The organism is Polyangiaceae bacterium (genome assembly GCA_016715885.1).
Taxonomy (GTDB): domain Bacteria; phylum Myxococcota_A; class Polyangia; order Polyangiales; family Polyangiaceae; genus Polyangium.
This window is the reverse complement of the sequence record JADJXL010000002.1, coordinates 35,327-57,281: the sequence shown is the minus strand read 5'-3', so window position 1 is coordinate 57,281 and position 21,955 is coordinate 35,327. Positions and strand designations below refer to the sequence as shown.

The 21,955-nt window shown below is 57.6% G+C and carries 14 protein-coding genes and 2 pseudogenes; 11 read left to right on the top strand and 5 right to left on the bottom strand.

Annotated elements, in window-relative coordinates:
• Window positions 1–360 precede the first annotated feature (360 nt).
• Window positions 361–2,013 carry a serine/threonine protein kinase gene (locus IPM54_03660; GenBank protein ID MBK9258911.1) on the bottom strand — a complete coding sequence of 551 codons (1,653 nt, stop codon included), beginning with the start codon at window positions 2,011–2,013 and terminating at the stop codon, window positions 361–363.
• A gap of 231 nt (window positions 2,014–2,244) precedes the next feature.
• Here IPM54_03660 and tssI point away from each other — a divergent pair, with 231 nt between their 5' ends.
• From tssI to IPM54_03625, 7 genes are read left to right on the top strand one after another with little or no spacing between them, the layout of a single operon-like run.
• A complete protein-coding gene (gene tssI / locus IPM54_03655) occupies window positions 2,245–4,371 on the top strand; it encodes a type VI secretion system tip protein VgrG (protein MBK9258910.1) in 2,127 nt (708 codons plus the stop codon).
• A complete protein-coding gene (locus IPM54_03650) occupies window positions 4,283–4,798 on the top strand; it encodes a hypothetical protein (GenBank protein ID MBK9258909.1) in 516 nt (171 codons plus the stop codon). Before tssI ends, IPM54_03650 begins: the two co-directional genes overlap by 89 nt.
• A 12-nt stretch (window positions 4,799–4,810) precedes the next feature.
• Complete coding sequence (locus tag IPM54_03645; protein MBK9258908.1) at window positions 4,811–5,452, top strand: DUF2169 domain-containing protein; 642 nt, start codon at window positions 4,811–4,813, stop codon at window positions 5,450–5,452.
• Window positions 5,335–5,832 (top strand): DUF2169 domain-containing protein, encoded by a 498-nt coding sequence (locus IPM54_03640; GenBank protein ID MBK9258907.1) that lies wholly within the window; start codon window positions 5,335–5,337, stop codon window positions 5,830–5,832. Before IPM54_03645 ends, IPM54_03640 begins: the two co-directional genes overlap by 118 nt.
• Entirely contained in the window at window positions 5,825–7,009 is a 1,185-nt protein-coding gene (locus tag IPM54_03635) for a DUF4150 domain-containing protein (GenBank protein MBK9258906.1), read from the top strand. The genes IPM54_03640 and IPM54_03635 overlap by 8 nt, the downstream gene beginning before the upstream one ends.
• On the top strand, window positions 7,006–7,629 hold the full coding sequence (locus IPM54_03630) for a hypothetical protein (protein ID MBK9258905.1): 624 nt from the start codon (window positions 7,006–7,008) through the stop codon (window positions 7,627–7,629). The genes IPM54_03635 and IPM54_03630 overlap by 4 nt, the downstream gene beginning before the upstream one ends.
• 59 nt (window positions 7,630–7,688) lie before the next feature.
• Complete coding sequence (locus IPM54_03625) at window positions 7,689–8,402, top strand: hypothetical protein (GenBank protein MBK9258904.1); 714 nt, start codon at window positions 7,689–7,691, stop codon at window positions 8,400–8,402.
• A gap of 41 nt (window positions 8,403–8,443) precedes the next feature.
• Here IPM54_03625 and IPM54_03620 read toward each other — a convergent pair whose 3' ends face one another.
• Window positions 8,444–10,762 carry a DUF2169 domain-containing protein gene (locus IPM54_03620; GenBank protein ID MBK9258903.1) on the bottom strand — a complete coding sequence of 773 codons (2,319 nt, stop codon included), beginning with the start codon at window positions 10,760–10,762 and terminating at the stop codon, window positions 8,444–8,446.
• Window positions 10,763–10,995: 233 nt separating this feature from the next.
• Here IPM54_03620 and IPM54_03615 point away from each other — a divergent pair, with 233 nt between their 5' ends.
• Both IPM54_03615 and IPM54_03610 read left to right on the top strand, forming a co-directional pair.
• The gene (locus IPM54_03615) at window positions 10,996–12,852 is read left to right on the top strand and encodes a serine/threonine protein kinase (GenBank protein MBK9258902.1); all 1,857 of its coding nucleotides are present in this window, start codon (window positions 10,996–10,998) and stop codon (window positions 12,850–12,852) included.
• Between the two features lie 41 nt (window positions 12,853–12,893).
• On the top strand, window positions 12,894–13,928 hold the full coding sequence (locus IPM54_03610) for a hypothetical protein (protein ID MBK9258901.1): 1,035 nt from the start codon (window positions 12,894–12,896) through the stop codon (window positions 13,926–13,928).
• A gap of 1,144 nt (window positions 13,929–15,072) precedes the next feature.
• On the opposite strand, the gene IPM54_03605 is transcribed toward IPM54_03610, so the two are convergent.
• From IPM54_03605 to IPM54_03595, 3 genes are all read right to left on the bottom strand, one after another.
• Window positions 15,073–16,473, bottom strand: coding sequence for a hypothetical protein (locus IPM54_03605; protein MBK9258900.1), 1,401 nt, complete (start codon window positions 16,471–16,473; stop codon window positions 15,073–15,075).
• A 12-nt stretch (window positions 16,474–16,485) separates the two neighbouring features.
• Window positions 16,486–17,604, bottom strand: a complete 1,119-nt coding sequence (locus tag IPM54_03600; GenBank protein MBK9258899.1) for a hypothetical protein — start codon at window positions 17,602–17,604, stop codon at window positions 16,486–16,488.
• A 271-nt stretch (window positions 17,605–17,875) separates the two neighbouring features.
• A complete protein-coding gene (locus IPM54_03595) occupies window positions 17,876–19,489 on the bottom strand; it encodes a hypothetical protein (protein ID MBK9258898.1) in 1,614 nt (537 codons plus the stop codon).
• 1,065 nt (window positions 19,490–20,554) lie between these two features.
• Between IPM54_03595 and mraZ the strand changes: the two are divergent.
• Window positions 20,555–21,013: pseudogene (mraZ, locus tag IPM54_03590) on the top strand (division/cell wall cluster transcriptional repressor MraZ).
• Window positions 21,010–21,953: pseudogene (gene rsmH, locus IPM54_03585) on the top strand (16S rRNA (cytosine(1402)-N(4))-methyltransferase RsmH). The pseudogenes mraZ and rsmH overlap by 4 nt, the downstream one beginning before the upstream one ends.
• Window positions 21,954–21,955 lie beyond the last annotated feature (2 nt).

Genomic DNA, 21,955 nt, shown 5'->3' with positions numbered 1-21,955 from the left:
GCCAAGCGGTGACGAGTGATTGGCCAACGGTGGTGGATGCTTCGCGCCGACATGGCGGAGGGATGCCGGGAAGGTGGCGAAGTGGCTGTCGAAAGGTGGCGGACAGATGGCGGGGACTGGCGGAGGGATGACAGCCACGTGGCGAAGTCATCGGCCGACGGTGGCCAATGCTTGGCGCCGACATGACGGAGGGATGGCGGCCACGCGGCGAAGCCATCGTCCAACGGTGGCCAATGCTTGGCGGATGGCGGCGACGGGATGCGTAAATGGGGTGAGAACGACGGGGAAACCCTCGCATCGGAAACGATTCGCCATCGCCCTTCGATCGTATGACCTATCGCTCGGCGGCAAAACTTCACGTTATTTGATGGTCACCGACCTTGGGACAGCGACGGGTGACCCCTCGAAGGGCGGCACTTTGGCGCTGCGAAACGCTGCTGCGATGCAGTTTCCTACGGGCGTACCAGCAAACGGCGCGCCCTGTACCTGAGATGACGTCACGTTGCCGCTAGGTGCAAACGTGACGATGACTCTGGCTGTTCCTGTCGGGCCATTCGGCTTCTTACACCCTTTGGTTGCTGGACCCAAAGCGCCCAATGCTGCGGACGCCGCCCCTCGGTTGAACACTGCGCCCACGGATGGCTCTTTCGCCTTCGAGCGATTTACAGGTGGTCCCCACATGGACGTGTGAAGCGGTGGCGGAGTTGGCGCACTGCTCGAGGATGCCGACGCCGAGACAACAGGCGTTTCGACGATGACCGGAGGCTCGATTTCGGCTGACGATGCAGAAGGCGCGGCTTCCGGCTCGACCGGCGAGCCACTCGCACTTGGCACCGTCGATAGCACGTCCGTCTCTTCGCTTCTGGATCGGACATCCATGACGACTAGAATGACGAGAATGCATCCCACGATGGCCGCGCCAACGGCGGCCATCTTCATATTCCGGAAGCCCCGTTTCGTTGCGCGTGGAATCGGCGGCGTCTCATCGAAATCACGATTCAAATTCGGTCGTGGATAAACAATGGTATCCAAATCGCTCGAATCTTTCGCGTTGGATTGCGGTGATTCCAACGCCTCTATGAGTGGCGCTGCAGCGACCGTGCGTGCCATCCATGCGGCCTTGGCTTCAGTGAGTTGCACGAATGCGTCCAAAAATTCGCTCACGCTCGAATACCGATCCGCCGAGTCGTGCGCAACGCACTTCGAGAACCACGCATCGAATCCCGGTGGCAGCGTCACATCGCAGCGCCGTTTTGCGCGTACGCCTGGCAGCTCCACCGGACCTTTGAGGAGCTTTTCAAAAAATGGCATGACCCCCTCGGTGCTCCGCCCCTCCTCGGCCCAATAAGGTTCGCCCACGAGCATCTCATAAGCCAAATGACCGAGAGCATGAATGTCCGTTGGAGGCCCAACGGTTCCCTTGCCAGCAAGCTGTTCCGGCGCCATGTAAAGCGGAGTGCCCACGCGCGTTGCGGCCCCCGGCTGGCTGCGTGCAACGACTTTCGCAATCCCGAAGTCGAGGATCTTGATACACGGCGAACCGTCGTCGCGCTTCGTCACGAACAGATTGTCGGGCTTCAAATCGCGATGAACAATTCCCGCTTCGTGCGTTTTCGTCAGCCCGAACGAAATTTGCTGCAAGTACAGCTTCACGTCAGCGACCGGCAAGACGCGCCGACGTTCGAGCTCCTTGCTCAACGTTTCGCCCCGCAACAGCTCCATCGTGAGAAAAGGCATGCCGCTCGCCGGATCGACTCCTGCATCGAGCACGCGCACCAGATGGTCGCTCTCGATTTTGCCAGTGATTTGAGCTTCCTGCGCGAACCGCTCGCGTTGCACGGGATCGCGCACGAGGCTCGGTTGCATGACCTTGAGCGCTCGTAGACTCTGGGTCCTCTCGTCAACGACCTCGTACACCGCGCCCATCGCGCCAGCGCCCAAACGACGCTCGACACGATAGCGTCCGTAAAAGACGCTTCCTCTTTCGAGCTGATCGTACGACGTGACGAGCATGACGGGCTACACGGACGCCTATCATGACGGCGACTCGGAAGTCTAGTTTTCAGCGCCAAACGACAGTTCCTGATTCGCACGACTTGCGAGATCAATTACACGCAACCTACGCGATTGGAAGAATCCGCAACTTTCTTTACATGCGATGTCGAAGTGTAGTAGAGGACGACAGGCGGTCAGTATCGGGTCGGTGGGACCACGAGGGACCAGGGGTCGAAAAGGGAAGTTGTCATGTCGATCTTGGCATTGTCATTTGAGAGTGGCGAGAGTTCGCTTTCGGTGCGTCGGTTTTCCGTGCACGAGGACATGTCGAGCTTGTTTGCGGTCTCGATCTGGGCCCGCTCGCCCAACGATGATATCGACATCAGCTCGATCATTGGCCACCCTGCCTCATTTCGTGCGGTCAGCGGCTATGCACAGGCGCAAGCCAGCGAGCGGATCTGGTCGGGCATCTGTAGCCACATGGAGCTCGTGCAGGCCGAATCAACTGGTTTGTCCACCTATTACCTCCGCATCGTTCCTACGTTGTGGCTATTGACGCAGCGCAGAAACAACAAGATTTTTCAACGCAAGAGTGTTCCCGACATCGTCGACGAGATTTTGGTGGAGTGGAACATCGAACCGACATGGCATATCGATCGTCCATCTTATCATAAATTCGAATATCGCGTGCAATACGGCGAGAGCGATTATGCGTTCATGAGCCGATTGCTCGAAGAGGCGGGCATTTCATTTGGCTTCGATGATGACCCCGAAAAAGGCTCGAAGCTCGTGCTATGGGACGCGCCGCAACACAAGGAACCTCGAGCTGGATTGCCACTTCGTTACATTGACAAGCCCAATGAGGCTTCCGAGATGGAATTCGTGTCGCAGGTTCGCGTATCCGAGGAAGTGCGCCCGGGCAAAGTGACCGTGCGCGATTTTGACTTTCGTAGGAATCCTTCGTTCAAATTGATGGGTGACACTCCAGCGCTCGGCACGTTCGAAGACAAGCTCGAGCAGTACGTGTATGCACCGAGTGCATTCAAGGTCTTGCAAAGCAAGGCCGAGGCGGCAGCGGGAGCGGGCCACAAAGCAGCGGGGATGCTCGACGATGCCAAGCACACTCTCATTGAAAAGGCAGACGCAAAGGTCACGGCGCTCGTCAATGAGGAAGTAACCGAGCTGCTCAACAAGGCGTTGAAGGATGTGGCCGGCAAATTCGCGGCGGATATTTCCGGAGACATTCTCGGGGGCATTTCCGGAGAAATCGCCGGTAACGTTGCGGGCAAGGTCGTTTCGGATATCATCCATGGCGATCGCGAATCCTTTGACCTTCATTTCGAGAAAATTCTCCGTGACAAAGTGAAGGGCACCATCAACAATCGAATCGCTGGGAAAGTCGATGAAAAAGTAACCAAATTCGTGACCAAAACGCTCGGAAAGTTTGGCAAGGGCAAAATTGGACAAGTGGCCGCTGGTGCCATGGGAGACCTGGCCAAAGAGGCCACCAAGGCGATTGGCGGAAAGGTCGTCGACAAGGTTCTTGGCGATGGAAAGCAGGCCGCAGAGAACGCCGCGGGCAAAGCCATGAAGATGCTGGAGCAAGGGCAAAGCGTTGCCGGCTTGCTGGCCGGTGACGACAAAGGCGCCGCTCGGCACGACGAGAAGGCAGGTAAAGAGTTTGCAGCGCGTGTCGCGGGCAGCATGAGGTCCGGGAAAAAGAGATTGAGCTTCGAGACGAACGCGATGGATCTCAAACCGGGGACGATTTTTTCGATGTCTGGACATACGCGGTCGGATCTTGGACCCGATACGAAATTGCTTGTGACTTCGTTTGCCGTGGAAGGTACGCAAGATGGCGAATGGTCGATGATGAGTAGCGCCGTCTTCGCGGACCAGCCCTATCGTCCGCTCATGAAGACACCGCGGCCGAAAATCGAAGGGATCCAAAGCGCCATCGTTGTGGGACCGAAAGGACAAGAAATCCATACCGATGAACACGGTCGTGTCAGGGTGCAATTCCACTGGGATCGGCAGGGGCAATTCGACGACGAGAGCTCGCTGTGGATGCGCGTGGGCCAAGGTTGGGGCGGGCCTGGGTACGGCATGATGGCGATTCCACGTGTCGGCACGGAGGTCATGGTGGGGTTTCTCGACGGGAATCCAGATTGTCCTTTGGTCCTCGGGCAGGTCTTCAGCACGACGTCTCCAGTGCCACACAAATTGCCGGACAACAAGACCGTGACAGCGTGGCGAGGCAATTCGTCACCGGGAGGTGGGGGATTCAATGAAAATCCTATTCGAGGACATGAAGGGCAAAGAAATGCTTTTCCTGCAGGCCGAGAAAAACTTGCGGAAACTCGTCAAGCACGATGAGACGGAAATCACGCAGCAGAATAGGCGCATTACAGTCGGAGCCAATTTGACAAAAATGGTCACGTTCGACGAGACCGAAACGACCGGTTCGGATCGAACGATGACGGTGGGCGAGAACTTGCGGCAGAGCGTTGGTGCCAATCATGCGGTTACGGTGGGCGGAAGTCAAACACAGCAGGTGGGACAGGGGTTGTCGATGACCGTGGGGCCCAATCCACCGCCAGAGGGAGAAGAGTGCGCTGCGCCCGAGGAAGACGTGCCTGCGGGCGTGATGAAACTCGACGTGAAAGAGCGTCTCGAGATTACCGTGGGAGCCGCGAAGCTCACGATTGACAAGAGTGGAAAAGTCGAATTGACCGGAGCGGAATTCGATTTCAGCGCAACTGGGCACGTGCAGATCAACGGCAGCTTGATCGACTTGAATTGAGGAGTAGCTGCGGTGATATTGCGCAACTATACACCGTTTCCGCCGCTCCTATTCGATGGTCGGGACGTCCAGGGTCGCGACTTTGCCGTATTGGTTTTGCGCGGAACGTTCGATATCATTCCCGGAGCGCCTCTTCGGCCCAATCCAACGCAGCAGCCGATTGTCGAATCGGATGTTTGGCACGGTGAACCGAACTATTCGAGCGTGTACATGGAGAGCGATTTGGCGCCTTTCAAGCCGCGGACGGACATTTTGGTGAATGCCATTGCGCACGCGCCCGGTGGGCGACCGCTTCCCGATTGGCAGGTGGGCATTGAAGTGGGGCCGATCAAGAAAAGGCTACGTGTGACGGGGCCACGCGCGTGGGTACGCGAAGGCGGCGAGTGGAAATTGGAGGATCCAGCGCCCGTTACTGAAGTGCCATTGCGGTATGAATATGCATTTGGAGGAATCTACAAATCGAATTGGGGCGACGAGCATATTTTCATGCGAATCCCGTGGGCATGGGATTCATCGAGGGGGAGGTGCCGAGCAACATGGATCGATGGCCGGCGCCGCAGATTGAAAGCCTGGACGATCCGGTGGTGGAGCTTGGCAAGAAATATCGTCCGGAGGGATTTGGACCCATTGCGCGATCCTGGCAGCCGCGATTGAAACGAGCGGGGACGTTCGACGAGGAATGGCAGCGGACGCGGTGGCCGGAGTTGCCTCACGATTTTGAATTTTCGTTTTACAACGCGGCTCATCCGGATTTGATTTGTCCAGGCTTTTTGCGAGGGGATGAAGAGGTTCTCTTAGAGGGCTTGTCGGCGGAGGGAACGGTACGGTTTTATTTGCCGGGGTACAAGATGGGGGTGTTGTTGCGGTTCAAGGATGGATCGATGGCGATTGTCCCAGTGTATTTGGATACTCTGTTCGTAGACGTGCCGGCACGAAAAGGACACATCATGTGGAGAGCGCCGATCCCCAAGGAGAAGGCGATCAGAGTAATGGAGCCGCGAATGACGCAACCGAATGGGGGCGGCAATGGCTGACAACGAGGGGGTACGAACCACGGGCGAAGCCATCGTGAAATGCACGACGCCAGACGTGTGCAAAACGCCTCCTTCGATGTCGCCGGTTCCTTACGAAATCATTGGTCGTTTCAGCGATGGAGTCTTGTTTTCGGATTCGGTTTGCATGACGGGACTCAACGTCATGACGACCGCAAGTCGATTACCCAAGGTATACGGTGACGAAGCGGGTACAGGAGGAGGCGTCACGAGCGGCGTGAACGTCGGGTATTGCAAACCGATTACGCATAGTCCAACCGTACGCGCGCAAGGAGATTTCATTGTTTTTCATTCAGCGGAATACTGGATGAACTGCAGTGGCCCCGATGGTCCGGGCAATACGAAGGGGACCGTCGTGTACGTCGACAATGTCGATGCAGTGCACATTGGGCCTTTGGGAGATATCGAGGGGGAAACGAATCCACCGGCGGAACCGGAGACGGAAAAGGAAAAGAGCTGGTGGGAGACCGCGCTCGATTGGACACATACGGCACTGGATGTCGTTGGACTGGTTCCGGTGCTCGGCGAAGTAGCCGATGGTGCTAACGCGATCATTCATGGGGTCGAAGCCGGCGTTTATGCGGCAACCGGAAACGACGCGAAGGCAAAAGAGAATGCGTTGATGGCTACCCTGTCCGTCGCCGCAATGTGGCCGGTGGGAGGCCAAGCTGCAACAGGAACAAAGCTTGCGATCAAGGTAGGCAAGGAGTTGGTAGAGGAGGGTGCGGAGAAGGCTGTCAAGGAAGGGATTGAGGAGGGGATTGAACAGGCGGCCAAGAAAGAGGTCAAGGAGGAAGTTGCGGAGAAATCGACGAAGAATGGCGTTAAAGTCACCAAACCCGAAATCAAATCGGCGGCCCAATGTAGAACGGAACTCAAGAAAAACCTGGGCGATCCGCCTGGCAATCTGCAAAATCCGCAAGCGCATCATGACCTTCCTGTAAAGTATCAGGAAGAATTCGTAGAACACGGAATTGATATCAACAAGGCCGAGAACGGGCGATGGGTGGAAGGGACGCCACCTGGCCGGCATCAAAACTGGAGCAAAGAATTCAACGACGAATGGCAGAAGTTTTTTGATGAGCCCAATATCCCAAAGAACAAGGAAACGATCCTGGAGAAAATGAACGACATGCGAAACGATCCGAGGTTTCAATGACCACCGAGTTCTTCGTTGTGAGAATCATGGTAAATTCACCATGGATCACCAGCACGCGCGCGGCGATGGTGCACGTGCACGAGGACCCTGAATTCAAGACGAAGTGGACGGAACCGTTGAGCCCCATTGACATCGACATCGATGACGAGACGGCGGACACTTGGCCCGATGTCCTTGGATGCGGCGGCAAAATTCTCGGACGCTACGTCTCAGAACATGTCCTTCGAGATTGGGATGGAGCAGGCATTGCCTATGGCAAGGTGTGGCCGGCCCAAGTAGCGAAGGTCGTACCAGGCAAGCTCAAAAACGTGCCACCACCGAACTACTACTGGATTAGTGGGCATATCGGGGCCGCGATCGACTTCGAGAGGTCGGGCTACCGAGTGATCGGACGATCGAGTCACACGGGCAAGACGTACGTGGATCATCGCGTTTCCGCACATCGTATCGTATTCGTGGAAGGAAGCTGGGACGGGAGCGACTTGTTCATTACCGATTTTCCTCCGACACAATTTTACTGTACTCGCAAAGTCGTTGAGCTTGCGGCGAAAATGCACCGGACGAACTTCCGGTTTGTCCCCATCGAGGAAGCGGGGAATGCGTCGCATCCGGGGATTTAAATCGTTCCATGCGGTGTCGTTACCGATTGTGCTTCGTCATATGGAGGCATCGTACTTTCATGCAAACAGCTACGAATCGCGCATCATTACTCAAACAGCTTGATGGAATCCAACAACGAATTCAGGAGTGGTCGGATCAATGGTTTGAAACGGACGATGCTCGCTGGTTTTTTGCACACGCTCAAGCGTATATTCTTCGCCAAATCATCGCCAACATCCGGACATTTCCAGAAGCGGAACGTGACGTACTCTTACGGGTGAGCATTCATTTCGGCAAGAGTTTTCTTGAAGCAATCTTGAAAGAGGAATCCAAGCCATTTTGGCGTGACGTACTCGAAGAAGTGGGTCCCCCGCCGATTTGGTCGTCCGATCAATGGGAACGGGCGTTTGCTGCGTGCAAACTTGTTCGCCGAGCCGAGGATGGACGCATGCGCATGCCTACGCCACCCATACGGGCCGATGTCGAAGCTTGCGGCGCTTTGATGGCCAATGTGCACATCACGAAGGATCTTCCCGCAGCGCTCCGTAGCGAAAGTGTACGAATTTCTCCGCAAAGTTACTCGAACCTCGTCATATTTGTCGAAGCGGGCGCAGAATCTGCAATTCGCAAATTGCGGTGGTGGGGCATGGAGCAGTTAGAGCTCACCATCAAGCGGCGATTTGTGCCACGACTTGAGAAGATGTGGCGCAATCAGGTCTACAGGGATCTTTATGAGCAGGATGTGCCGCCGGAGGACCCCAAATTCACTGAACAAGTGCAGTGGGTCCCGTGAATGCCGGGTCTCACATGTCCATGAAGTGCGAGTAGCATCCATCAGCTGGATAAGCTTCTCCCCACCGCCACTGCCCTCACTGCCACCGCACTCATCTCCCCCTGCTCCGCACGTGGACGTACTTCCCCGATCAATCGCACCCCCATTCGTCGCAACCCAGGCAATTCCTTCGCCAAACTCTCGGGCAAATACACCGGAGCTGCCGCCTTCGTACCCGGCGTAATCAACGTCCCCACCACCCGTGGCTGACCAAATACCGTCCGCTTCCGATAATGCCGATGCTCGAGCAACGTTTGCTCCACCTGCGCATCGAACACCTCGACCGGCGCCCCTTTTCGTCCCTCGACAAACAGCTTTCGTAAATTCGCCGTCGTCTCTTCCAATACCGCATTCGCTCCCTGCGCCCACGGCATCTTGAACATTTCTTGCACGCGCGCGATCGCCTCTTCCAGACGCTTGTCACCGTGCGCATGCGGCGCCAACGCCGCCAACGTCGCTTTCAACGTCTCCAGCTCGTCGAAACGCATCACCAATTCCCCCGCAGCAAGCACGAGCGGCGGCGTAAATCCATTTTCATCCTCGGTTGCGCGAGCCAGCGCCTCCTCTACGCCAAGCATATCCAAGGGTTCGCCCCGACATAAAATCGCCAACGCTTCTCGACGATCCTTCGCGGGAAGGCGTCGCCCCGGCGGGAAATCGTCATCCAAATCCTCATCTTCAGGACGAACCTTTACACTACCCAAAATCTCTTTCCAGGCCGATTGTTTGCGAATCCGCGGCATGGATCCCGCATTGAGCCAGATGAGATCGACGGAAACCCTGCCCGTGAGTGCTTTCGCGGATGCCCGTGATGCCGACTCCGCTGCTGCATTCGATGCCGCCAACGCACCGCCCATGGCAGCGTCTTGGATCACTGCTGGTTTTTCGTTCGACTCCGCTGACGGAACTGGACCAGCAAGAGCCGGTTTTTCCGAGCCATGTGCAGGAACTTCGACATTCGGCGCAGCAACCATGATTTGTCCAATCGACATGGGCGTTGGACGAGGTGCCCCTGGCGCATCACCCGGCGCCCGAGGTGTATTGGAAATCGGTGGAGCAATCGGGTCCACTCGAGGCGCTGCAGTCACCATGGGTGGCGGAGTAGGGAGATTCGACGAACCGCCAAACGGCAACACTGCGTCGGCAGTTCGCGGTTTAGATTGCGAGATCGGCGTCGCTCCTCCACCGATGAACGGCATGACATTGCCAACGACTTTGCTGATATCGAATCCAGGAACGAGCGTCATTCCTGCCAGATCCTCCACAGATGGGTCGTTCTCCGCAATCAATACGGACAGACTCGGCTGCACGAGCTCTTCGGTCGCTTTGGCGACTGCGACGACGGATGCTGCAGGATCATCCACGGTCACGATGATTTGACCGGGTTCGGCCGCGTGCCGCAAGCCGATACCTCCACGCCAAACCAATACGCATATTCCGCGATCGGTGTCGATCCACAAAGTGTCGGCAACGAGCTTCACGTCTTCCCGTTCACCGGTGGCTCGATGCGCTATCGCTTTTGGCCTCAGGTTCGGCAAGTTCGTCACGAGCCGTGGATATTCGGGGTGCAAGTTTTCCAGCACGATTCGCTCGTTCGCGCGCAGTTCGGCGACTTGCTGGTCAAGCGGAGCGGATTGAAAAAAACCATGGCCCAGTTCTTGAGGTAAAGGCTTTTTTTCCCAATCGCGGTAGGCTGATGTTCCTGCCAAATGCCTAAGTCGTTCCATTCGAGTCGGCCAATTCGGCGCGATGGGCCCGTAACCAACCGGCGCGAATGTGTCCGTTCGTTGCGATACGACAACGGTCGGCGGCTGCAAATTCGGGACAGCAACGGCACCATTTGCATCTGGAAGTGCATCGAAGCGCATGCCCACGGGATTGTTCGTATCGGGCCCCCCTGCCGCTTTCTCCCAACGGAGCGGCATCTTCAGAAAACGCGGCCCCTCTTTTAATTGGCCATCTCGAATCGAGAAATTTCGATCACAATATACTTCGATCGACTTGTCGATTTCACCCACCGTCAGCCGCGTCATCACCGAGCGCATCGGTTGCTTGTTTGGCGCATACGCATGCCCCACGAGAAGCACGTCTGCCCGCAACTTGAAGGGGACCTTGTCGCTTGGTACCGCAATACTCCGTGTCTCGTCATCGTCCCAATGGGAATCCTCGTCGTTCGAGGTTTCTTGATCCGCAGCCAATGTCGACGTGCCCGGGGCCAAGGAGAACGTAGCCTTTACTACGATCGTTTGGAAGTACATTCCCGTGTGAAACTGCCAGACGAACCCCCAAGCCGGCATCGCGCAGTGAGAAACGACGTCCATGGAGCCGACTATATCAGATTTCGCACCATTGGACGCAGAATTTGACGACGCGTGTGTCAGGTCAACCGACGGCCACTCGGGGTTGGTCTCCGTCCGCTCATCTTTTTCAGCACAATATTTGTCCCACGTCCGGCCTCTGTGGTAACGGCTCTGCATCGGGCGGATCGTGTAGTCGAAACAACTGTCACGGGCCGCAAAATCAGAAACGTAGGTGTTTGGGGTTCGGTACGAACATGAAGATTTCATCGAGCATGAAGCCGGGGGATGTGATCGGGGGCAAGTACCGCCTCATTCAACAGATCGGTGAAGGCGAAGGCAATATGGGGGCCGTTTGGTCTGGGACGTGCATGACGCTCGACAAACCCGTCGCGCTCAAGTTCGTGCTCCACTCCACGCACGACCTACGTCAGCGCTTGCTCCGAGAAGCAACGGCGTGTGCGAGTTTGTCTCATCCAAATATCGTCAAGCTGTACGATGTTGGTGAAACCGACGATGGCGACCCATTTCTCGTTCTCGAGCTGCTTACTGGCCAAACGCTGGGACGGATGATCAAGTCGAAACGTCGCATCGAGCCTCCGATTGCAGCGCGAATCGCGAGAGACATTGCCAGCGCGCTCGATGCGGCGCACAAGGCCAAGTTCGTTCATCGGGATCTGAAACCGGCCAACGTGTTTTTGCATCGCGCGTCCGGGATGGAGGACGGAGAGTTTCTCGTCAAAGTGCTCGACTTTGGCGTCAGCAAGCACATCGGAGCCAATGACGGTCTTGTGACCGCCACTGGCGCTGCAGTGGGGTCGCCGGCGTACATGAGCCCCGAGCAAGTATGTGTCCGCAAGGACGTCGATCATCGTACGGACATTTGGTCGTTCGGCGTTGTTCTTTATGAAATGTTGACGGGAGTCAGACCCTTCGAAGGGGCTGTCGATCAAGTCGTGCGCAACATTCTACTGGCAGAAATCGTGCCCCCATCGAGCCGCGTGCGCAGCCTCCCGCCCGAATATGATGAAATCGTGAATCGTTGTCTCGAGCGTGACCGCGGTAAGCGTATTTCCCATGCCGAAGACCTCGTGCGTATGCTCGCACCGCTCATCGAGACGAGCCGATCGTCCCGCGTGCAATTGAACGTTCCGGGATTGTCCGTTGAAACCGCGCAAGAAGTCGCTTCTTCAACATTGCATTCCACTCCCGCGCCGGGATCGCTGGCTGCTCGTACAAGCGACTCCGGTACGCCGGCGGTCGGAATGTCAACCGTTGCCGAGGCGCCTGAGCGTAGGAAAACGCCGCTCCCTTCAATGGCGGAAAAGCCGCAGTTCACGACAACAGGAACGCAACTTCTTCCCAAGAGCACTGCCGCGGCAATCTTGTCTGGAAAATCGGCCGTATCGGCAACGGGTACTGCGATTCTAGATCCAGAGGCCGATGTTGGTGATCCATTTGCAGCATTGCGACAAGAGCGTCAGCAGGCGTTGGCTGCCTATCGGCAAACCCTCGTGTTGCCCGATACCATTGTGCAAGGTGGGACCATGGCCTTATCGGCGGATGTCCTCGAGAAAGCAACGTCTGGCGTCACGCTGAACGAGACACATGCGGGTTTACCATCTGAATCCGTGAATATGGCCTCGGCGAAGGTGAACGGCCAGGGTCATCCGCGTCGTCCCAAGCGGGGTGGACGGGTCATTTTTGCATCCATTGCGATTGGCGTCATTGCCGCGTTGTCACTTGTCGGGGTGCTCCTTGCGAGCTCGCTCTCGCGCGAAAAGGAAGCTCTGGGAGCTGCAGAGACGCGGCCAACCATGCAGCAGGCGAGTTTGCCTGCGGCGACCGCCGAGGCGGCGGCGTCTGACGCCACCACCTCCGAAGGCGCGTTGCCCATCGCCGAATCGGAGCAACCGACGACAGCTCCAGCCACGACACAAGCTTCCAAGACAATTGCGGAAGGACCTGCAAACAAGTCGCCCCAAGCGCACAAGCAGTCTTCTGGTGAGAGAAACCGTGCACCGAGCCGGTCAGCGGGTGGCAAGCATAGCGCGTCGATCGTTGCCAATCCTTATGATACGCCAGCCACGACACGAGCTCGATTGTTCGATTGACAAGCTCGTCCGTAGGTGGGATACAGTCGTTCAGGTAGGCGATGAGGGGAAGCAAAACTCGAAGTTGCGCAATGCTCGTGGGTCTGCTGCTGGGGCTTTGTTCTGGCAACACGACGCCGGCCTGGGCGCAGAGTAAGGGACCTCAATCCGGGAAAAAGCCGGCTCCGGTGGCTCCGGATCCGGTAATGACCGAGTTCGACAAACACGTTCAGGCCGGCAATGAAGCTATCAACTCGAATCGTTGGGAGGCGGCGCGGCAAGAATTTTTGAAGGCGCACGAATTGAAGCCGGATGACGCCGAAGTCGTTGCGCAACTTGTGCAAGCGGAGATCGCGACCGAGAGAAATCGCGATGCGGTGGAGCATCTCGAGCTTTTCCTGGCCAAACCCGGCGGTAACGACGCCGATCGAAAAATGGCAGAACGATTGTTGGCGGAAGCGCGATCCAAGCTGGCGATCGTGACGATCAAGGTGAACAAACCAGGCGCGAAGGTATCGGTGGATGGCCGCATGTTGGGCACATCGCCGCTTGCGGATCCTGTTCTCGTGGATTCCGGTCGTCGGCGTTTCGAAGCAGAGGGGCCTGGGGGGCAAGCGCGTGTCGATATGGACCTCGAACCGGGAACCAAGCCGACCATTGAGCTGGTGTTGAAGGCGCCGGAGTCCAAGGTGATCGTGAAGGAATCGCAGTCATGGCGTACGCCTATGTTGCTCACGGGACTGGGGATTGGGGTGGTGGGGTTGGGTATTGGGACAGGCTTCAGCATTGCCGGACGCAGGACACATGCGGAAGCCATGGCATTGGGGGAGGAGATTCGGCTCTCGCGAAAGACGAGTGAAGAGTTATGCCCGCCGATCGGCGTTGACGCTCGTTGCACGGATCTTGCCGCGTTCGAAAATCGTCGCGACACCTATGCCAATGTCGCCTTGGCCGGTTTCGTCGTCGGAGGTGCAGTGGCGGCGGGCACGTTGATCGTATGGCTTACCGGACTGAAGAAAACAGCCGCAACAAATAAAAAAGAAGGTATTCTGGTTGTGCCATCGCGGAATGGGGTTTTCCTAACGGGCACGTTTTAACGCTTTGTTGTTGGGAGGTGTTTCGTCATGCCTGCGCTTCGAGTTTTCCTCGCTTTGGGATCCGCATCCTTTCTCTTTGCAGCCGCGTCGAGCACACCGCGTTCGCCAGGGTGTGCGGCTTACGAGCACGTTCAAAAATGGAACGGTACGGCTGTCGATGACGGGAATTCGTGCACGTCAGCCAAAGTCGTCAATGGTGTGACGACGTACGATTCTGCTGCGAGGGATGGATTGGCTTGCAGCCGTGGAAGCAATCCAGGGAAATGCCAAAGCGGTGAATGCGTACCGAATTGTGCAACGGATCCCTCCATGTGCATCTGCTCGAGCGCCGCAGATTGTCCGGCAGCAACGGAGTGCTCGAGTTGGACATGTGACGCGGGAACATGCAACCGAGTTCCGCAAAAGAACGGCATGGCAATCGACGCGCAAACGCCTGGCGATTGTCAGGTTGTGGTTTGCAATGATAAAGGCGAGCCGGAGAGCCGGACGGATGACACGGACAAACCGGGGGATAGCCCATGCATCACAAATTCCTGTGTAGGCGGAGCGCCCGCTGCGCCGTCGCTGAATGCAGTCGGCACATCGTGTGCAAGTGGAATGGTATGTGATGGGAATGGTGCATGCGTCAATTGCCTTTCGGCTGCGGATTGGATGAATTGCGGTGCCAATTGCGCTGTAAAGCTCTGCCAAGGCGAAGCGTGCACGGACATGTCAGGCCAGCAATGTGAGACTGGCAAATGTGTAGATGGCTCTTGTTGCGAATCCGATTGCACCGGCGAATGCATGAGTTGCGGTGTTGCGGGAGCAGAGGGGACGTGCACGAATGTGCCGTTCTATAAGCCTGATCTAAGTTACATTGATGGCATGAAGCTGGAGAAATGCGACAGCTCAAATCTATCTACATGCAATGGAATGGGTAAATGCTTGAGTTATGTGGGTGGCATATGCAGTAATGATACGGACTGCGTTAGTAGTGTTTGTCAAAAGGACATGGTTGGCGACCCTTTTGGCACATGCCTCGGAGCCACAGGAGAACCCTGCAAAAACTCCTCCGACTGTGCATCCGGGATCTGCATGAACCTCAAGTGTTCTCAATAGCGATTGCCAATCCGGCACCTGCATGTCCGGCACTTGCACCTGACCCTCATTCCTTCGCCTGCACCTTCGTGAACAGCTTTGGAGCGTCTTCTCTCTTCTCGAGTGCGCTCTTCTTCTTCGCTGCCTTGTTTGCCACGGTCGTCACCCTCGGCGTTTCCGCTTTCGCTGGCTCTTTGACGGCTGCCGGCGCTTTGACTGCCGCCGCTTTGGCTGTCGCGCTCGGCATCAAGGCCGGTGCATCAATGATTATCGGCGCCGACTGCGCCTGAACTTCGAGCTCCGGTGGCGCCGCAGTTGGCGCGGGCTCTTGCTTCTGTGGCGTTTCTTGCATGCCGAGTCCAATCGCCACGAGCAGTCCAGCCACGGCAAATGCGGCCACTCCGCCAATGAGCAAACCGAGCCGTCCTCTGGTCGATTTTGCACGGCGTCGCGATACCGGAGCCATCTCGGCGATGTTGTCGCTTTTCGCCGAATTCGGAATGTCGTCGTTCAGATGCTCCTTCATGTCGATTGTCGGCAACGCGATCGCTTGCCGCCAACCCACGTGAGCCACTGCGTTTTGCCGCGTATCTCGGGCGCTGAATAACTTCACGGCAAGCTCGGCGAGATCCTCGGGCACCTCATCCAATCGAAGCACCACTTCACCGCCGTTTTCCCCAGCGGCATCGCTTTCGGGAACGAACCGCACCGTCGTTCCACCGGCAATGTCCGATTCGCGCCCACTCGTGATGCACGTCCAGCGAATGTCCGATTCGACGAGCACGGCGGCAACTCGTGCAGCGCACGCTGCAACCACTTCGAACGGCACGCGATCTGGATGCACGATCGTGACACGTTTTGGCGGCGTCGTCCCTTCGACTGTCCACCGCAAGCCCAATTGGCTTTGCGGCAAATCTGGCAGACTATCGAATTCGCCCACATACCGGCGCAAGCGCGACTGCAAGAGCAGCGGATGTTGCCCCAGTCGCAGATAGTCGTGATAGAAGGCACTCCCTTCGGTTACGCCATTACGCTGCGACAGGAGTCTGGCATGAAATGCCGTCGTGGCCGCAAGGATGTGCTGCTCGTCCAGATGTCGGTCAACGATTGCGGCGGCATGACAAAATGGTGGATCTTGCCGTCCCGCGTGATCCTTGGCTCCTCGGATACGCAGCCCAAAGATGAGGGCGACTCCTCCGTGTCCAGGTTCGTATTGCGTATCGTCTCGAGACAGATTTCCAATGGCAAACGCATACGGACTCCCTCGACGTGGCTCGATGTACTTGACGAACCGAGCCAGATGGCTGAAGTGTTGCTGCGAAAGCTGACCACTCGGAACCTCCGGCCGGTACATGAAGTCGATTTGGTGTCCCGGCACGTTGCCGTGCAGGAAATGGTGCCAAAGCGCATCCGGCAGCGGGCAGTAGGTAGGAACCGAATAACCTGCCGAAGCAACTTGCGTTTCCATGGTAAACTCGACTCAAGCAAGATGCTTGGCAATACCGTTGGCTTTGACGGCTACGGGCAGAGTGCCATTGGACTTTGACACCAGTGGCACCGTGCTGAGCGGATTGCGGGATGCGTTCTGCGGGTGCGGCTTGTGTCCAAACGAGGGCGCGCTGGGTTCCGCATCAACGGGCGGCACCGGCGGCGCCGCGAAGCTGAAAGGCGCAGTCGTCGACGTCGAAGTCGACGTCATTGTCGTTCCCAGATCCGCTTTCATGCGCTGCTGGAGCTGGTTGTCGTAAGCATTCTTCGGGAGGATTTTCTCGACGAAGTGCGAAAACAGGAAATGCGTCGCGTGGCCATAGTTCGCCGATCCCACGAATACCTTGACGTCGATCTGATTGGCGTACTTCGCCAAACTATCGATGAGCGGTTGATAGAGGTGCCTGGCTTGCTCTTCGACTTGTGCGGGCATTCCTGGAATGAGGTCGCTCTTGTTGATAAACAGCACGACCGTCTTGCAGGAAGCCATCATCTTGGGGACGAAGAAATACCGCAATGCCTGGGGCTGGAATTCTTGAAGTTGCGCTGTCACTCGTTCACGATCCACCTGTTTTGCGTCTTTTCCGCCGAGATCGACGACGAGCAACAGGCCGTGTACTTCTTCGGTAATCAATTCCTGGACTGCATCGACGATATGCTCGCCGCCCCAGTCATGCACCTCGAAGACATGCTCGGTAACATCCTTTGCCGCTTGTACACGGCTGACGCTTCGCTCGTAGCGCTCGATCTTCGTACCGGCGATCGATGTCAAATCCGTCAATGGATTTGCCCACTTCAGCGTCAGAGAGGTCTTGCCCGTCGCTTTCATACCCAGGGCGAGGATGCGGTACGTTTTGCGCTTGCTTTCGGGGCGCAGATCGAGTTGTTCACGATAGTGCGCGATTTCTTGATCGGCGCTGTCGAGTTGGCCGATCATCTTGCGCTCGGCTTCCTGCATCGCCTCGATTTTTCCGATGAGCACACGCCGTTCCCCCTGGACGGCTTCGAGCTTGAGCTCAGCTTGCTCGAGTTCTTCGCCGAGCTTAGCGGCTTTCATACCGACGACAATGAGCGCTCCGACGAGCGCGGCGGCGACCACAGCGATTACCATGATGACGAGCAGGGACATATGCGCCTCTCAGGGACAAACGACCCCACGACACCACGGAGCCCCGTCCGGGTTTGGTGTGAGGTCGAACCTGCGGGTCACCTGATCACAGCGTGACGAAGTGGGCCAAGAAAATGGTCCACATTTACGACAGCGCATAGCCGTGATTCCGCACACAAACACGCAGCGAGCACACCTCACGCCCTCCTGCCCATGCGGAAAGTGCGCAGCAACTTTGATCTCCGACACATCGATCGGATAACATGCGCTCAGGTCACATGCTGCGCGGGCATTGATCCTTTTCGTGTGCCGCCTCATCGAGCATCTTCTTGATTTTCTGCATGTCTTCTGGATCAAGTCTCATTGCGTATTGCCTCAGCCCCGCATTCTCCAAGAGCGCCCGCTTCACGTCGTATGCGTGCTGATTGTTCGCCGGAATGCCGATGAGCGCCAAGAGCCAAGCCAAAACGTCTGGTTCGTTTACTTCGGCCAGCTTGTCCCACGTTTTTTCGGTCAGCACTGGCCCCCTATCGGACAACACCCGGACGAGCGCTTTCTTCATCTGCGCAGGATTGGATACCATGTCCGGCAATTCCGCCCGCATCTGCTCGAGCATCTGCTCCACCGAATACGCAATTGCGTGAACCCATGTCCGCTGTGCTTCGCCCATTACACTGACGCTCTTCAACGTCACCAGGTACTCGGTCGCGTCATACCCGTGCTCTTCAGCGTCTCGTAGAAGTGCGCTCACGTTTTCGCTGCTTGGACGAAGTGTCGCTTCCAAATTATCCGTTTCCTCGACGAACAGCTTGGCAAGCGCTGGCCCGGATTCGCCAAACACGTTTTTCAGTATCTCAGCCATGTGCTGCTTGGAAATATGCACACGAGTATTTCGTCCCATGGCTTCCATGTCCAAGAAAAATGACCCCATGAGATAGGCAATCGAGGGCGCTTCCTCGGATGGCTTGCGAAATGCCTCGACGGGACGGCGGACGCTAGGATCGACGCTGACCCACGTCGCCACGAGCGCCTTGACGAATGCTTGGGGCTCGAATCGAGGACCTTCGGACGAAAAACATGCCACTTGGCACGCCTCCGCGACATCGCGGTCGGCATTGAGCCATGCAATGAGCGAGCGCATGACGCCAAGAACCGTGGGGGATTTGTACCCGATAAGCGAGCGCACCCATTGTCTCGCGCCGGAACGTCCCGGAAATGCTCGAAGCACGGCTTCTTCGCCCAGCCCAGGTTCGTCTTGAAAAACGCGGGCGAACGCGTCTGGCAAGGCATCGTCGTCGTAATGTGATCGCAAGCGCTCAATGAGTCGCGGTGCATCGACGCGCACAGGCAATCGCAGCTCGCGCCCCAGAAACCGTTTTGCCATCCGACCAGCACGCTCGGCTTGCCCTTTGTCGATATCGCCCCAGACCATCGCCGCCCGCGGGAAGCGTTCTTCGACCAGCATGGCCGCGGCGAGCATCGCAAAGTGGTAAGGATGCCCCTGCGTCTTATTCCCAAATACGCACGCGGGGCCGCTCGTATCGTCATTTTTCGGATCGGCCGCTTGCACCAGGATATCGACATCGTTCGGGCGACGCTCCGACGCCTTTCCGTAATGCGCAATGTCGCGGTACATCGATTGCGATTCGGAGGTCGTCAAGGTTTTTTGATCCCCGACCACCGTCCAATGCACCTTGTTCGCGTCGCGCCCGAATTCAATCGACCGCGTATACATCTGCACGCGACACCCGTCGATCGTTCGACTACCCCACCCGAGCAGACGCGGTCGCCATGCACGAAGCAGGTCCAGCGTTTCGTCATACACCGCGGCCCACGCACCAGGCTCGATCTGATTCGGATCGATATCCAGAATGACGTGCACTCCCATCGGCCGTCTCCTCTACTGGACGCACGTGCGTCGGACTTCCCATTCCGCGCCTGGAAAAACCGTGCGCCAGGACAAACATGAAGCGCATCGCGCGGACGGTCAACGAGAAAATTTGACTTCGGCTGCAAATGGCATTGTTCAGGTTCGTTCAAATAGAACATCCGCAGGCCGTGTTTTCAAGGTCGACGTCGTCCAAGGCTCCGGCGACGAATCCATGCTGAGAATTCGGTCCACTCGCCAAACATTTTTGCGCAAATCGGTTGGTCCCGGGGTCGACCCAATGCACGCAGGAATGCCAGAGATACCCTCGAGATCTACGCAGACGAAAAGCGTACTCGTGGGGCTCCTTTCCCATCGGGTTCCGCCCTACAAGACGTGAACACTTGGGTTATAGAAAGATGGCACTCCGGCACCTCTAGGTGCCCAATACACGGCGCATGGCCTTTCCCGAGAAGTATGGGTGCCCGATGCATGGGCCTTGCACCTGAGCCGGGCACCACCGAGTGCCCGGATTCGTGCGTCTGCTTCCGTTCGGGGCACTCCGGGGTGCCCGAAACAATGCTCGAAGCGGCGCTTGGGGCGCCTAACGGTGCCCTGATGAGCTCAAAAAGACCCTGCGAGGCACCTCGGCAGCGCCAAAAGGGGTCACGCATGGCTCTTGCCCATGCTCTCGCCTACGTCGAGCCGGCAGCAGCGGCGAGTCCCAACGTTGGACGGATGGGCTATCGATTCGACCCGCCCACGCCCCCAAACGCCCGCTCGACCAACACACCCCCACCCACTCCACCTTCACCCACTTTTGGCCCATCCGAGACTGGATCTTCCCCACTTGCCACCATTCGGACCCGTCGAAAAGCCCACCTGCGTGGTTTGCCCAACCAATTTGGTTGTCCCGACGATCCACCAACCATCACAAAAAGTCCAAAAGGTTGACTCTTTTGGCTGAGATCCGTAGGGTGGCGGGGCCGCGTGGGAGAAAGTGGCAAAAAAGCCCATGCCCATGCGGAGCGTCTTCGACACGGTGGATCCGCGCTCGAAGGCTTCTGTCGCTAGCCGGGCCTTCTGATGCACACGATGTTTCGCGGTCACTTCGAGCACTCGATCGACGCCAAAGGGCGCACGAGTCTCCCTGCGCGCTTTCGCGACTTGCTCGCAGCGTCCGGTGATTTTGCGACTCGTCATCACGCCGGCGCTCTTCGATCCGTGTTTGCACGCGCACCCCATGCGCGCGTGGGAAGCGCTCGAAGAAAAGATCGCAGCTCTGCCGCAATTCGATCCGAACGTGGTCGCGTTTCGTCGGCGGTACGTGTCTGCGGCGGTCGAGTGCGAGCTCGACAAACAAGGCCGACTTCTCGTTCCGCCCGCGCTGCGAGAACACGCGGGCTTTCTGAAGAAGTCTTGTGGGCCGGTATGGGCCCAACGATCGAGCTCTGGTCGAAGGAGCGGTGGCAGGCAGCGCAGCAGATGAGCGAGTCGCAACTGGCCGACTTCAAGGCCGCGATCTCGGAGCAGTTCCGCCTATGAACGTGGTGAACGTCGTCCCTATGCGTCCTATCGAAATGCCTCCGATGCCCAAAGAACACCACGTCACCGTGCTTCGGGACGAAGTGGTGAAGGCGATCGAACCCAGGTCTGGCGGGTTTTACGTCGACGCGACGCTCGGAGCCGGAGGGCACGCCGAAGCGATGCTCGACGCAGCCCCGGGCACTCGTTTGCTCGGTGTCGACCGCGATACGCGTGCGCTCGAGCTTGCACGCGAAAGGCTCGCTCGTTTTGGAGATCGCGTCTTGTTCGCGCATGGGCCTTTTTCCGGCATCGAAGAGCACTTGGAAAAAGTTGGTGTTCCCACGATCGATGGCTTGGTCGCCGACGTGGGTTTGTCTTCGATGCAGCTCGAAGATGCCGACCGGGGATGTCGTTCCGAGCCGAAGGGCCGCTCGACATGCGCATGGATCGTTCGACGGGTGAGACCGTGCTGGAGCTCATCGAACGGCTCGATGACGACGAGCTGGCGAACGTCATTTATCAATTTGGTGAAGAGCGTCGATCACGACGCATCGCGCGGTGCATCAAACAGGCTGCGGCGCAAAACGAATTGCGCACGACGCTCGACTTGCGGCGCGCGGTCGTACGCGCGGTGGGGCCATCGCGCGTGGGCGGCGTGGACCCTGCGACGCGAACGTTTCAAGCGCTGCGCATCGCGGTGAACGCGGAGCTCGACGAGTTCACGGCGCTTCTCGAAGCGGCTGCGCGCATCGTTCGTCCGGGCGGCGTAGTCGCGATCATCACGTTCCACTCGCTGGAAGATCGCATCGTCAAGCACGCGCTGCGTTTGCCCGGGGTATGGGAGCCGCTGACGAAGAAGCCGGTTCTGCCGACGGATGACGAAGTCGCGACAAACCCACGTTCACGCAGCGCCAAGCTGCGAGCGGCGCGGCGCATCGAAGGAGAGGCAAGCGCATGATG